The organism is Merdibacter massiliensis (assembly GCF_900155395.1).
Lineage (GTDB): Bacteria > Bacillota_I > Bacilli_A > Erysipelotrichales > Erysipelotrichaceae > Merdibacter > Merdibacter massiliensis.
Map to the genome: position 1 here is coordinate 47,726 of NZ_LT699709.1, position 13,625 is coordinate 61,350.

At 41.4% G+C, this 13,625-nt stretch carries 14 protein-coding genes; 2 read left to right on the forward strand and 12 right to left on the reverse strand.

Annotation, left to right across the window (positions count from 1 at the left end):
• Window positions 1-33 precede the first annotated feature (33 nt).
• Window positions 34-1,809, reverse strand: a complete 1,776-nt coding sequence (locus tag BQ9859_RS01360) for a DUF885 domain-containing protein (protein WP_075876399.1) — start codon at window positions 1,807-1,809, stop codon at window positions 34-36.
• A gap of 54 nt (window positions 1,810-1,863) precedes the next feature.
• Window positions 1,864-3,369, reverse strand: coding sequence for a bifunctional ADP-dependent NAD(P)H-hydrate dehydratase/NAD(P)H-hydrate epimerase (locus BQ9859_RS01365; RefSeq protein ID WP_075876400.1), 1,506 nt, complete (start codon window positions 3,367-3,369; stop codon window positions 1,864-1,866).
• Between the two features lie 180 nt (window positions 3,370-3,549).
• On the opposite strand from BQ9859_RS01365, the gene coaBC reads away from it, so the two are divergent.
• Together coaBC and BQ9859_RS01375 are read left to right on the forward strand one after the other, a co-directional pair.
• Window positions 3,550-4,749, forward strand: a complete 1,200-nt coding sequence (gene coaBC / locus BQ9859_RS01370; protein WP_075876401.1) for a bifunctional phosphopantothenoylcysteine decarboxylase/phosphopantothenate--cysteine ligase CoaBC — start codon at window positions 3,550-3,552, stop codon at window positions 4,747-4,749.
• Window positions 4,750-4,751: 2 nt separating this feature from the next.
• Window positions 4,752-5,537 (forward strand): type III pantothenate kinase, encoded by a 786-nt coding sequence (locus tag BQ9859_RS01375; protein WP_075876402.1) that lies wholly within the window; start codon window positions 4,752-4,754, stop codon window positions 5,535-5,537.
• Window positions 5,538-5,559: 22 nt separating this feature from the next.
• Here the strand turns inward: BQ9859_RS01375 and malQ are convergent, their stop codons facing one another.
• The 10 genes from malQ to BQ9859_RS01425 form a co-directional block, all read right to left on the reverse strand.
• Window positions 5,560-7,038: a 4-alpha-glucanotransferase gene (malQ, locus tag BQ9859_RS01380; RefSeq protein WP_075876403.1), complete on the reverse strand. Its 1,479-nt coding sequence runs from the start codon at window positions 7,036-7,038 to the stop codon at window positions 5,560-5,562.
• A gap of 154 nt (window positions 7,039-7,192) precedes the next feature.
• Window positions 7,193-7,402, reverse strand: coding sequence for a hypothetical protein (locus BQ9859_RS01385; RefSeq protein ID WP_075876404.1), 210 nt, complete (start codon window positions 7,400-7,402; stop codon window positions 7,193-7,195).
• Window positions 7,403-7,532: 130 nt separating this feature from the next.
• Window positions 7,533-8,036, reverse strand: a complete 504-nt coding sequence (locus BQ9859_RS01390; RefSeq protein ID WP_075876405.1) for a PocR ligand-binding domain-containing protein — start codon at window positions 8,034-8,036, stop codon at window positions 7,533-7,535.
• A gap of 69 nt (window positions 8,037-8,105) precedes the next feature.
• Window positions 8,106-8,765 (reverse strand): MBL fold metallo-hydrolase, encoded by a 660-nt coding sequence (locus BQ9859_RS01395; RefSeq protein ID WP_083662591.1) that lies wholly within the window; start codon window positions 8,763-8,765, stop codon window positions 8,106-8,108.
• Window positions 8,762-9,532, reverse strand: coding sequence for an HD domain-containing protein (locus BQ9859_RS01400; protein ID WP_075876406.1), 771 nt, complete (start codon window positions 9,530-9,532; stop codon window positions 8,762-8,764). Before BQ9859_RS01400 ends, BQ9859_RS01395 begins: the two co-directional genes overlap by 4 nt.
• On the reverse strand, window positions 9,507-10,856 hold the full coding sequence (locus BQ9859_RS01405; RefSeq protein ID WP_075876407.1) for an MATE family efflux transporter: 1,350 nt from the start codon (window positions 10,854-10,856) through the stop codon (window positions 9,507-9,509). Before BQ9859_RS01405 ends, BQ9859_RS01400 begins: the two co-directional genes overlap by 26 nt.
• A gap of 41 nt (window positions 10,857-10,897) precedes the next feature.
• Window positions 10,898-11,602, reverse strand: a complete 705-nt coding sequence (locus BQ9859_RS01410) for a YjjG family noncanonical pyrimidine nucleotidase (RefSeq protein ID WP_075876555.1) — start codon at window positions 11,600-11,602, stop codon at window positions 10,898-10,900.
• Between the two features lies 1 nt (window position 11,603).
• Window positions 11,604-11,948, reverse strand: coding sequence for a hypothetical protein (locus BQ9859_RS01415; protein WP_075876408.1), 345 nt, complete (start codon window positions 11,946-11,948; stop codon window positions 11,604-11,606).
• A 66-nt stretch (window positions 11,949-12,014) separates the two neighbouring features.
• Window positions 12,015-12,575 carry an ECF transporter S component gene (locus BQ9859_RS01420; protein WP_075876409.1) on the reverse strand — a complete coding sequence of 187 codons (561 nt, stop codon included), beginning with the start codon at window positions 12,573-12,575 and terminating at the stop codon, window positions 12,015-12,017.
• On the reverse strand, window positions 12,565-13,572 hold the full coding sequence (locus BQ9859_RS01425; RefSeq protein WP_075876410.1) for a nucleoside hydrolase: 1,008 nt from the start codon (window positions 13,570-13,572) through the stop codon (window positions 12,565-12,567). Before BQ9859_RS01425 ends, BQ9859_RS01420 begins: the two co-directional genes overlap by 11 nt.
• Window positions 13,573-13,625 lie beyond the last annotated feature (53 nt).

Here is a 13,625-nt window from a genome sequence, read left to right on the forward strand (position 1 = left end):
CTGTTTGCTTGCGACCTTTTAAAAAACGAAAAATCATGCTTTATGCTCAGTAATATATGCGTCTACATGGCGTTCAACGACAGAAAACGGAACGATTCCTGCTTCCAATATCGCTTCATGAAAGGCTTTTGTTTCAAATGCTTCTCCCAGTTCGTCCTGTGCCTTTTGCTGCAGGGCATTGAATTCTTCATAGCCGACATAATAAGGTTCAAAAGCTGCCGGATTTGCTTGCAGCTGATCATAGACCAGTGCAGCCTCTTCCTCGCTCATCGCAATACCGGTATCACTAAAAAAATCTTTCATTTGTTCTTGTGACCATCCTTCATAATGGATCCCAATATCCGCTTGAATATACAGGCAGTATGAAGCCAATTCATTTTCTTGATAAGCATGCAATAAATTGGTATTTAGATCTTCCAAATATTTTAGACTCTGATAAGAAGCATATACCGCATACCCCTCCACATAGGCACTTACATTCGCTAATGTTTTTGCATAGGCACTGTCCATGTTTTCATATAGATAAGCATATTGGTACATATGTCCCGGAAAGCCCTCATGCGAAACAGTGATATAGGTTGATAATGACCCTACATCCGCACTATTCGGATTGACACGCATCTGTTGGATAGAATCTCCATCGATCGAAGGAATATTAAAATACGCGCCGATCCCGTTGGAGGCAATTTCTTTGTTCATATCTTCTATATGGTATTGAAGGTTTCCAACCTCTGGGAAATCTTCCCCCATCTTTTCACTGATCATCTCTAAGATTGCCTCATAACTGGTCAATCCTGTTTGCGGTATTTCATTATTTAACAAAGGTTCGATGCCCTCCATATCCGCTATCATGATCGTTTGTAAATTCACCAAGTGATCCGCAAAAGCATCTTCCATCATCTTTTGAATATCTGCAGGCGTTTTCTCAGATCCAATGTTTTGCTGCAACAGCAAAGCATAGTATTCTTTCCCATTCGGAAATGCTGCCAGTCCTTCCTCATTGTTTTCTTCAGCTGATAACGAGCTCATAAAATCATAAATTGCCTGATAAGCAGTTAAGAATGAATTTTCAAATGCATCTTGCAGCTGCTGCTGATACTTTCTGCTCTTTTCTTCACTTAAGTTTAATTTGCTCACTTTTTCCTGCATCGAAGTCAAAATCGATGACTCCGTTCCTTTATCCAAGATGCCTTTGCAGTATTCTGTGATCGAATCAGCATCCACCATCAATAATCCCTTGCTTTTCTGTGTTTCACTATAAGCAAGAGCACTATCTACATATGGTTTGACATCTTTTAACAAAAGAATCAGGTCTTGTGCATCTTTTTCATCCTCAATTTCCCAATCTGAAAAGAATGAAGGCAGCTGAAACTGCAGACCGCTCATACTTTCGAATAACTGCGGATAATAGTCAAATTTATCATCCAGCAGCTGCTCATTGATCTTTGCCTCATAAGCGTACGTATCATAGAGGTCTTGCTGCTTAGAAGTCAACAATGCGCGGTCAAACTGTTGAAATTGCGCATAACTCTCTTTAAATGCCTCTTTGCTTGCTTGTAAGGATGCTTCGTCAAAACGCTGACCCAAATTCACTTCCATTGCGTTTACATCGATTCCATATTTTTCTGGATCTTGCAAATATGTATGAGCACTTGTATAGTCAGCCTGCATGCTGTCGATGAACTGTTGTTCCATAAAATCATCAAAAGCTGCCTGTTCTTCTTCAGGATCTTTATTTTGACAGGCAGCGATGCTGAAAAGCAAGGCAATGGAACAAATGATCGTCAGCATTTTTTTTATTCGTATCATGGACAGGGTCCTCCTCTATTCATTACAGATACTGCTTTCTAATGCGAAAGCAATTTATTTTCCCCTTAATTCTTGATAAGTTTTTGGCAGCTGTGAAAGCAGATCACCAGGCAGCATGCTCATCGGATCCATGCTTTTCAATAAATGATCTGCGCTATAAGCATGCGCATATACCGCTGCACAGGCACTGTGAAACGCATCTTTGCTCTGTGCATACAAACCAGCGATCATGCCGCACAGCACATCGCCGCTTCCCCCTTTGGCAAGGCCATTGTTCCCGATGATGTTCAAAGCACGCTTATCTTTATGAAAGATCCAGGTCAGATCATCTTTTGCCAACAAGCACAAAAAAGGATAGCGTTTCACTAACTTCTGAGCCGCATCCCATGGCCGTTCCCTGACTTCTTCCCATGTTTCCGTGCTGAGATAAGACAGTTCTTTAAGATGCGGCGTCAAGATAACATCTTTTTGTTCAACTAAATCTAACAAATGATGCTGTCCCGTTTCATAGATCGCATCTCCATCCAAGATACAGGGGACATCGCTGGCAAGTACCAGTTCTACGATTTGTTTCGTGCTGCTCCCTCTGCCCATGCCATTGCCAACAACGATCAAATCATAGTTGCCTAGTTCTTTTTTCCATTCTTGCGGATCAACGACCATCTGCTCTCCGTCATCTTTCATTACCCGAAACATCGCTTCTTGCAATGAAGAGGCAACGATCGTATGGATACAGGAAGGCAACATGCAGGTAACCAGACCGGCCCCGCTTCTTAACAATGCTTTTGTACACATGATCAGCGCCCCGCTCATATTACGGCTGCCGCCAATGACCAGCACTCTTCCATAAGTACCCTTATGCGACTGTGCTTTTCGTTTTGGCAACATCCTGCTTACACGATTGCTGTCCAAAACAAGGGTCGGATCTGCACATATCTGCAGTTGTTTAGGAATTCCGATCGAGACAAGACGGATCTTCCCACAGCATATGCGACGAGAATGAGGCAGCATCATTTTCTTCATACATGCAAATGTGATCGTTTCTTCAGCGTGGATCGTCGTTTGCGAATCGAAGATGTCCTCTCCTAAACCGCTGGGCACATCAACAGAAAGAATTATTTTTCCGCTTTGATTCAACTGCCGGATCACGCTTGCGTAAATTCCTTGCGGTGATCGGGCAAGACCCGTTCCAAAGATGGCATCGATCAAAATGTCACAAGAATCGATGACTTCTTCACATTGCTCAGCCTGGCAGATCATGATCTGTTGTTCTTTTGTTTTTTCTTCATAGAACTGTGCACAAGTGCTTCTTGCCGGTGCAACGGCGCATACCGTACAGGTTACATTTTCCTTCTTCATCAACAAAGCAAGGGCATATCCATCGCCGCCATTGTTTCCGCTCCCGCAAAAGATGCCAAAGCGATGCTGCGTCCCATAATGCTGCCGGATCGCATCCCATAAGGCTTGTGCGGCCTGCTGCATCAATCGTTCCATCGATACATGCATCTCATTGACCATCCGCTGATCCATCCGTTTCATTTCTTCGCAAGTTGCCAGCATGTTTCCACTTCCTCTCTTATATCTATTATAGCGTAATCTATTTCATTCTTATGCTTTTTCTTCATCGATTGTTGATAATAAGAAACAATTTTATTCTTTTTTTATGAGATATGCTATAATAGGGATATTCTGTAAATCAATCACTGTTTTAACAGTTTTCTATGAAGGAAGTGGGCTAGTATGCAAAAGACCATCGTACTTGGAGTAAGCGGGGGCATTGCTGCTTTCAAGGCAGCACAATTAACAAGTGATCTGATAAAGAAACATTATGATGTAGAAGTCATCATGACAAAAAATGCAACTGAGTTTATCGCTCCTCTTACCTTTGAAGCATTGATCAACCATAATGTAGTGGTAGACACTTTTGAGAAAGTGGCAAACCGAAGCATTCATCATATATCTCTTGCCAAAAAAGCGGATCTGTTCATCTTGGTACCGGCAAGTGCAAATGTAATTGCCAAAGTAGCACATGGCATTGCAGATGACATGCTGACAACGACTTTCCTTGCATGTAATAAACAGAAGGTCATCTGTCCGGCAATGAATACCCAGATGTATGAAAATCCGATCACCCAGGAAAATCTGCAGCGCTGCAAAAAACTGGGGTATACGATCTTAGAACCGGCAGTGGGTCATCTGGCATGCGGCGACAATGGAAAAGGAAAATTATGCGATCTAACCGATATCCTCCACTATGTCGATACATACTTTCAACAAAACGACAGTTTAAAGGGGAAACATGTTTTGATTACCGCCGGTCCTACCCAGGAAGCGCTTGATCCTGTCCGTTATCTTACAAACCATTCCTCTGGAAAAATGGGCTATTCCCTGGCACAGGCAGCTTTGGATATGGGTGCAGAAGTCACTTTGATCAGCGGGCCTGTCCAATTGACTCCTCCAACCGGCGTGCATTTTTACCCTGTTACGACTGCAATGGAAATGTTCGAAGCGGTTCGTACACGTAGTGCACAAGCTGATTTTATCATCAAAGCTGCGGCAGTCGGCGATTACCGCCCCGTGCATGTCAGCGAGCAGAAAATCAAGAAAAAAGGAGATCATCTGCAAATCGAATTTGTGAAAAATCCGGATATCCTGGCTTATTTAGGCGAGCACAAAAAACCTGGTCAGATCATCTGCGGATTTGCAATGGAGACACAAAACTTGCTGGCCAATGCCCAGGAAAAATTAGAAAAAAAGCACTGCGATATGATCGTTGCAAATGATCTGCATACCGAAGGTGCCGGTTTCCAAAGCGATACGAACATCGCCACGATTTTAGATCGTTTCCAGCGAATTCCATGCCCAAAAATGAGCAAATATGAATTAGGAGTCACGATCTTAGAGCATATGCTGACATTGTGCACACAGGGGGAACAATAAACATGTTACTGGTTTTTGATATAGGAAATACAAATATCACGGTAGGGATCTACCAGGGTGATAAACTGAAACGCACATACCGTCTTACAACAAAAATGAAGCGGACAAGTGATGAATACGGATTCATGATCATCAGTTTTTTAAACGATGCCAATATTACGAGCGATGATATCGAAGATGTCATCATCGCCAGCGTTGTTCCTAAAGTAATGCATTCTTTCCGCAACAGCATTCGCAAATATTTGCAGAAAGAGCCCATCATTGTCGGACCCGGGATCAAAACAGGTATTTCCGTACAAATGGAAAATCCGAAAGCAGTCGGCGCCGATCGAATCGTTGATTGCGCAGGAGCTTATTATGTCTATGGCGGTCCCGCTTTAATTGTCGATTTTGGAACAGCAACAACATTTGATTATATCGATGAAAAAGGCGTCTTCAGCTATGGTGTCATCGCCTTGGGTGTAGAATCCGGCGCTAATGCTTTATGGTCACAAACGGCTCAGCTGCCGGAGGTTGAAATCAAATCACCAGGCACTATCTTGACAAAGAACACTTCTGCCAACATGCAGGCCGGATTATTTTATGGTTTCTTAGGACAAACCGAATATATCATCCAGCAATTCAAAAAGGAACTCGGCAGAGAAGATATCAAGGTCATTGCTACTGGCGGATTAGGCAAGATCATTTACCGCCATACTCCTCTTATTGACATCTATGATCGCGATTTAACATTTAAAGGCTTAAAGATCATTTATGATCGTTATAAAGAAGCACAAAAGAAAGCATAAAAAAAGCGGCCCTCCGCTTTTTTTATTTTCTTTCCCGATGTGCATTCACAAGCCATTTTTTCAGCTTGTTCATCTCTTTTGTCAGTTTTTTATAATCTTTTAATTTCCATTCCCAATTTGGAGATCCAATCGTGCCCGGATGATTCATATGACCTTCTTCTTTCAATCCTAAAATATCCTGCAGAGGAATGATGACATAATCTGCATCGCTGTCAAATGCAAAATGTACCAGCAGATCATGAAAATTTCGTTCATTGTATCCCCGGTTATGGAAAAAACGACGAAGAGCGATCCGGCGATTATGCGTAAACTTGCCATAAGCTTCTTCTGCCGTATCATTATCATGGGTACCAGTATAAACAATGCTGTTTTTCTTTGCCGGCCGTTTCAGCATCTTTGGTTCCATCCGAAATAACAACACATCCATTCCCGGCAATTGATATGCATCCCTCAATTTTAAGACTTCCGGACGGATATCGCCAAGATCTTCAGCTACCAAATGGATATCCGGCATCTTTTGATACAATGTATCAAAGAAAGATCGGCCTTCACCTAAGACCCATTCTCCATCCATCGCTGTTTCACAATCCGCGTTGATCTTCCAATAAGTATCAAATGCACGAAAATGGTCAATACGAACGATATCATAGCAGGCTTTCTGCCATGCCAATCTCCGCATCCAGAAGGCATAACCATTGTTGCGCATCGCTTTCCAATCATAGATGGGATTGCCCCAGCGTTGGCCAGTCTCACTAAAATAATCAGGCGGTACACCAGCAACAAAGCTAGGCGATCCATCTGCCTCTAATAAAAACTGTTTCCGATTAGCCCAGACATCTGCACTGTCCAAACCAACATAAAAAGGAATATCCCCCATGATTTCAATGCCTTTTTCTTTCGCATGATCATGGATTTCTTTCCATTGCAGAAAGAACATAAACTGCAGAAACTTTTCATAAAACAATTCATTTTCATAAGAAGTTAGATCCAGTTTCTTATCAAACGGCCAGTTTTTCATCTCATCCGGCCAGAACCGCCACTCTTTCATATCATTGGCTTTTTTAAAAGTAATGAAAACGGCATACTCCTCTAACCAATCGTTGTCTGCACAAAATTTTTGGTATTCCTTTTCAAATCTTTCAAACTGTTTTTTAAATTCATAAAACGCTTTTCGAAAATACGGCTCTTTAAATTTGCGCACTTCTTCATAGCTAACACTCTCTTTGAACTTATTCAAATTCTTAATGCTGCTTTGTTTCAGTAGATCCATCTCGCTTAACCGGTCGATATTGATGAAAATCGGCTCTCCGGCAAAAGAAGAATACGGTTGATAAGGTGAATTCCCATAACCTAACGGCTGCATGGGCAATACTTGCCAAATACGAAAGCCAGCATCGGCAATCTGATCGATAAACATCTTTGTTTTACGGCCAAAATCTCCAATTCCTTGATTTCCCGGCAGCGAAGATACCGCAGCGAGCACTCCTGCACAACGTTCCATTTCTCACACTCCTGTCTAAACTTTTTAAAATCAAAGCGTTTTCATATTTCATATGATAGCACAAATGTAAAAGAAAGAAAAGCAAATCCTTATTTTTTTACCTGTCTGTCAAATCAAGCAGCAATCAAAAAAACAGCAGCTGCTGTTTCCTGTTTTAGTCTTTATTCAATAACTTCATCTGTTTTAGATCATGGATCATCAAACGTGCATCACGATCCAGCTGTTTCATCTTTTTAAATTTGTTTGGATCTTTTACGGTTTTTAGATGTTGTTCCAGAATTTGGACATATTCTTCTAATTCCTGAATATCTTTCTCCAGTTTTTCATCGTTGATGCGACAAAACTTTTCCACTTTTTTCTTCACATACAGCGCTCCTTTTTTGAAAGTATAGCACGTTAGCATGCAAGCGACAACTCAATTACTCTGAATAAGAGAAAGAAAATAAGCCCCATGGTTTGGACATGCCAATCATAGAGCTTATTTCAAGATCCTCTTACTCTTCATTATTACGTGTGTTCATCGCCAAGTGATAATCAACCAGGTCTTTTAATAATTTAATAGAAATGTTTACCTCTTCCTCTGTCATCTCTTTAATGACCTTATAGTTGTCCAGCAGGACATCTTTTCGAACATTGTAACGCTCGCTCAAATAGAGCACCCATTGTTCACTATCTTTTACCTGCTGCTTCGTTATGACACCTTCACTGATGATCACGCCATGAAAATCTTTGTAGCGAATCGGCATAGACCATTTTACCAAGCCCGCATGGCAAGAATACATGCTGACTTTTTCTTCTGTTAATGCATTCCGGTAATTTTCCATCGTGCATTCCTCACAGTGTTTTAATGCCCGTGCACTTGTCTTGAGACATTTACAAAAATAATTACGTTCTGCAGCACTATTGATGTCATCTACATCTTGGATCAAATAACTACGCAATCCAGTAATCTGATGATATTCCTGCATGGCTTTAAGAATTGCATCTTTCACATCCATTGTAAGCCCTCCCCTATTGTCTTAAATATAACACAATTATAACAAAACCTCTACCTATTCTTTACATTTTCATTCGAACAAGAACGTGCTGCCGTCATGTTCATATAGATACAAGTTGCTTTTTTGATGTGTCTTTTGATACTGTTTGGCAAAATGAAAATCGCCCCACAGATGCATGGGAAAGACAATGTCCGCTTCTACCATCGAAAAGAAAGTATCCATTCCCTCTTCTGCATACATTTGCAAGCGGGGATCTAAGACGACAAAAGCGATATGCGGATGAAATGGCGCCAAGTAACGCATTTCTTCTTCATAATGCTGTTTCATCCAGTTTTCTTCTTGCAATGTATCGCCCGGCCAGTGCCAATTATGCAGATCGCCGGCATGATAAATGCGTCTGCCTTCACATTCAATCAAAAAGGCAACACCTTCATCTGTTGAAAAAAAGGTATGAATCTTTATATCATGCAATGTTTTGCTGCTATGCGGAAGCAGACAATACATATTATCATTCTTTTGTTCCATCTCAAACCCCAAGATCACTGCTTTTGCATTCAACTGCAGGATAGAAGGGCTGTAATGATCGCCATGCGCATGACTTGCAAAGACATACAGATCTTTATTTCTATCATATGCAGGAATTTCTCCCTGTGTATAATCAAATAACAAAACGTGTTCCTGCAGTTCTACCATGAATGCACTGTGATGAATAAACGTAACTTTAATCATAAGATCTCCTTTACTAAAAAGCCCTCTTCTTTGCAGCTTCGCATAATGATTGAAAGCTTTCTTCTGGTATCCTTTTCAAGAAACGATATGCCTTGCAATGCCGTAAACAAGCAATATCGTCTCTCAATAAACATTTCCTTGCTTTGCGGATAGTGCAGACCAAACAGGATGGCATCATGAGACAATAAGATATCCAACGGTGTTTTGCGTTTGGTGAAGTCAACAGTCGTACGCTGCAAAAAAGCATCGACAACTGCATCGCTGATCAGTGAAGCGGATAATTCTTCCTTTGTACAATTTAAATAATCAGTAAATGGATGCTGCTGATGCACACGAAGGATATCGATCTTATCACAATCTCTTACAATATGACAAAACATTGTTTCCCTTGGATCCAATGTCTTAGGAAGAGTACGATCACTGTGATAACAGATCGCTTGCCGGATCAAATGTTCTTGTGTATGATCACAATGAAATTTTTGGATCCATCCTTCTTCAAACAACACTTTCAGGCCCAGTTGTGCATGTGCTTCACTTTTTGCATCTTCAAATGTGTGATAGCGTGTTACCTGTGGAAAACGGCCAATGTCATGCAGCAAACCGATCCGTTTTGCCAATGCAATGTCTTCCGCTTCCAGACCTAAACGCTTTGCCAATTCTTCACATAGTTTTCCTACCTGCAGACTATGTGCCAGTTTTAACTGAATCTTCGGGTCCTGCATATCATATAAGCGTACATAATCAATCAGCTGCTGTGTTTCCTTCATATGAATTGCTCCTTTGCCAACGCCGATACAAGCAAATGCCTAATAAACAGGCACAAGCTTCTGCAAAAGGAATGATCAGCCAGATACCATTCTCTTTAAATAAAATATACAGCAAGATCATTCCGAGCACAACAAAGATGACCCCTTTGGCTAGTGCTAATACAGTCGACAGTCTTCCCTGCTCCACGGATTGAAAATAATACATCAAAATGGTATTAAAGCCGGTAAACGGCATGGAAAGGAAATATAAAACGATACCGTGAGCCCCCAATGCACAAACAAACAAATCACCATTGGCAAAGACAGCAGCCAATTCTTCATCAAACAAAACGAATGTGCCATATAAGATCAATGAGACAGTGATCGTCATGCGCAAGGCCAAAGATAAGATCTGCTTTGTACGCTTAATTTGCCCAGCCCCGATATTATATGACATGATCGGCTGTGCTGCCTGCCCAAATGCCGCAAACAGCCCTTTCAACACATAGGCAATATTGGCTACGATGGCATATGCAGCCAAAAAAGCCGCATCGCTCACCATCAAGATCATGGCATTCAACAAGAAAATGATCAATCCAGAAGTTAATTCCAGTATCCCGCTGCCCGCACCATTGATGAGCATCCTCTTCCATAAAGAACGAGTCCGATGAATCTTGCAAAAATGGAGCTGATTTTGATGCAGTGAAAAATGAAAAGAAGCAATGAACAATGTGATCATCGGTGCAAATGCAGTTGCAATTGCTGCACCGCCTAAGCCCCATCCGAAAACGATCACACAAATGTAATCTAAGAAAATATTGCAAATATTTCCGATGAGCATGCTCCCCATTGCTAATTTAGGTGCATTGTCACTGCGCAGCAGTATCCCGCATGCGTACATAAAGATAAACGCTATGGTACCTATCACAATAGGGCGTAAATATTCAATGACATACGGCAATAACTCTTCACTTGCTCCCAGCGCATACGCCAATGGTTTTAAAAACAACAAAGACAATATGGTAAGGATACACCCGCAGACCAGCATACCGATCATGCCTAACGTAAAGGCCGCATCAGCTCCTTTGTCATGTCCGGCACCTCTTTCGATCGAAATGATCGTGGAAGCTCCGACACCAAATAACAAACCGACAGCGGAATAAATCGTATACATCGGCATCACGATATTGACTGCTGCCAGGCCCATCATTCCTGAACCGATCGATATAAAGTAAATATCTGCCAAACAGTACAATGAATTAGAGACACTTGCAATCACTGTCGGCAACAAAAAAGACAAGTATAATCTTGGAATCGGTGTCTTTTGCAAATCATGGTATTTCATAAGTATCTCCTTCTAAGAAAAAACAGTGCCAGCACTGTTTTTTATCCATCTTTTTCTGTTTTTAAAGAATCTAAAATCATTTTTAACTGATGCAAATGTTGAATCTCATAGGTAATCGCATAGTTGTTTGGTGCCGCTTTCTTATTTGGATTCATCCACACACAGTCAATGCCTATACGGTTTGCCCCTGCAATATCCGACGACAAAGAATCGCCAATCAACAATATTTCTTTTTTCGCGCTTGGTTTTGCTGCCTGCAGCACCGGTTCAAAAAAGGAAATCTGCGGTTTTCTGGAACCTACTTCTTCTGATAAAAAGATGTGTTCAAAAAAATGCAACAAACCGGCATCCTGCAACCGCTGGTATTGTGTGGCAACCACACCGTTGCTGACGACAAACAAACGATACTCATGCTTGAGCTCTTCCAAAAGGGCATACGCACCTTCCATCAATTGATGTCCTTTTGCCAGTGCATCCTGATAATCTTTTTCAAACTGGATGCCGTCCGCAGATAAATGAAATTGTTGAAAAAGCTGGACAAAGCGTGTAAAGACCACTTCTTCACGTGTAAGCCTTCCTTGTTCATAACCATCCCATAACGTTTTGTTCAGCGTATGAAACGCTTGCAATAAACGGCTTGTTAAAGCGATGTGATACTTTGCAAATGTCGAATGCAATGCCTGTTTTTCACAAGCCTGAAAATCAAACAATGTATCGTCTGCATCGAATAATAATACTTTATACATATCAGAAGGCAATGAATAATATCATGAAAAAAATAAAAAAGAAAACGATGAACGAGATGATATTGGCAAAGCGCATCGCATTATTTTCCTGTACGCGGCGTTGTCTTTGCTGCGTATTCAGCTTTTGGATCACTTGACTTTCACGCTGTTGTTTGCTGTATGTACGTTTCTTTTCCATACTGCTTTGATCCATGGTCTCATCACTAACTTCTTTATAAGGATGTGGATATCTTCTTTCTGGTTTGTTTGCCGCAGACGGACTGATTTTTACGGTCGGCCGGTTGCAGATCTCACAGCGGCTTTCACTTTGTACACCTCCACAAAACGGACAAGTACGATCATTCATTCACATCCCTCCTTTTGCTCTCATTATACTATATTTTATTTAAGAACTGTACCGATTTTTCTTTATTCAATTTTTCCTTTCATACATGCCTTTTCTATTGGGCAAACGCTTTTTCAATACCAAAACGACTAAAAAGGCAACGATTCGATCAAAATAATCTGTAATGACTTGTACGATAAAACAGCTTACGGTTAATCCAAGCGGTGTATGCGCTAATAGCTGCACCAGTGCGCTGGAACCAGAAGATGTGATTCCGCCAAATAAATAAGCTGTAATGCAAGCACTGACAAAGGAGCTGGGAATCGTTACGATCAATGCTGCTACAAACGGCCACCAGATCTTAGGTACTTGTTTCTTCCAAACAAAGCCGCACAAGCAGCCAAACAAGATCCCTACCGGTGCATAATACAAAGAATAAATATCATTGATCATCCCCATGATCAACCCGCTTAACAAACTCGGCAGCATGCCGTATACCGGACCAAACATTGCTGCAGCCAGCACCGTACCGATGCTGTCCAAATAAATAGGAAGACGCGCAAACAAGGCAATCTGCCCTCCAACGATATTGATCACGACACAAAATGCAATTACACAAAGATGGTAAGCTGTTACTTTATTTTTCATATGTTTCTATTCCCCTTTCCGATCTGATCATTTTTTTCAAAAGATCCAACTGATCTGCTTCAATCGATAAGATCGAAGAAAGAAACCTCTTAAAAAATGCATAAACATCACATTCCGTCAACACATAGGCATTATGTGGACGATGATAAAAATCATACGCATCGACGATGCTTTGTCCTCTGGCAATTCCTTCTGTTACGATCTCTACATGCGAGAAAAAGCCTGTGCACGATGCAGGATCCAAAAAATAAGAAACTGCCAGCGGATCATTGATCACACAACCGATCAAGTGTTCCTGTTTCCAATGAAAATCAAAATAAAACTTGGTGATCTGGCGGATAAAAGCGCCTTGTTTGGCATCTAAACGTTCGATATAAGACAATAGGTCTGGTGTTAAAACGATTTTTCTTGTTACATCCAGTCCTACCATTTCTATGTGCTTTCCAATCTTTTCCATTTGAGAAAACACCATATCGGCTGCATCTGGATCTTCCCAATAATTATATTCCGCTACAGGAGAACAATTACCATGCGAACGATAGCTACCACCCATAGAAACAAAACGTTTGATTGCAGCAAATGCTTGCGGGTCTTGCTGGATCAGATGTGCAAAGTTTGTCAAAGGGCCTAGGGCAATGATCGAACAATCCTGTTCATGCAGCGTGCGCGAAAGAAAAGCAACCGCACTTTCTTTTGTTTCATGACCTGCGACCTCTTCCAGAAAGCTTTCCCCCAAACCATCGCTTCCATGGGTATCCAAGGCATCTACATAAGTCTTGACAAGAGGCTGCTGTGCTCCCAGATAAACAGGAACATCCAAACGTCCAAGATGACGCAATACTTTCTTTGCATTTTCAAATCCCATCTTTACCGGCGCATTTCCGCATACGATCGTAATCCCCAACACTTCGATCGCATCGCTTTGCAATGCCAACATCAGTGCCAGGCTGTCATCAATTCCCGGATCACAATCAATAATGACTTTTTGTTTTTCCATCCTTCCCCTCCTTTCATAAAAAAAGCTTTGTCTATTTTTCCATAGACAAAGCA

Coding starts and splice junctions, on each gene's coding strand:
- BQ9859_RS01360 (WP_075876399.1), bottom strand. CDS start 1,809: ATGATACGAATAAAAAAAATGCTGACGATCATTTGTTCCATTGCCTTG.
- BQ9859_RS01365 (WP_075876400.1), bottom strand. CDS start 3,369: ATGCTGGCAACTTGCGAAGAAATGAAACGGATGGATCAGCGGATGGTC.
- coaBC (WP_075876401.1), top strand. CDS start 3,550: ATGCAAAAGACCATCGTACTTGGAGTAAGCGGGGGCATTGCTGCTTTC.
- BQ9859_RS01375 (WP_075876402.1), top strand. CDS start 4,752: ATGTTACTGGTTTTTGATATAGGAAATACAAATATCACGGTAGGGATC.
- malQ (WP_075876403.1), bottom strand. CDS start 7,038: ATGGAACGTTGTGCAGGAGTGCTCGCTGCGGTATCTTCGCTGCCGGGA.
- BQ9859_RS01390 (WP_075876405.1), bottom strand. CDS start 8,036: ATGGATGTGAAAGATGCAATTCTTAAAGCCATGCAGGAATATCATCAG.
- BQ9859_RS01395 (WP_083662591.1), bottom strand. CDS start 8,765: ATGATTAAAGTTACGTTTATTCATCACAGTGCATTCATGGTAGAACTG.
- BQ9859_RS01400 (WP_075876406.1), bottom strand. CDS start 9,532: ATGAAGGAAACACAGCAGCTGATTGATTATGTACGCTTATATGATATG.
- BQ9859_RS01405 (WP_075876407.1), bottom strand. CDS start 10,856: ATGAAATACCATGATTTGCAAAAGACACCGATTCCAAGATTATACTTG.
- BQ9859_RS01410 (WP_075876555.1), bottom strand. CDS start 11,602: ATGTATAAAGTATTATTATTCGATGCAGACGATACATTGTTTGATTTT.
- BQ9859_RS01415 (WP_075876408.1), bottom strand. CDS start 11,948: ATGAATGATCGTACTTGTCCGTTTTGTGGAGGTGTACAAAGTGAAAGC.
- BQ9859_RS01420 (WP_075876409.1), bottom strand. CDS start 12,575: ATGAAAAATAAAGTAACAGCTTACCATCTTTGTGTAATTGCATTTTGT.
- BQ9859_RS01425 (WP_075876410.1), bottom strand. CDS start 13,572: ATGGAAAAACAAAAAGTCATTATTGATTGTGATCCGGGAATTGATGAC.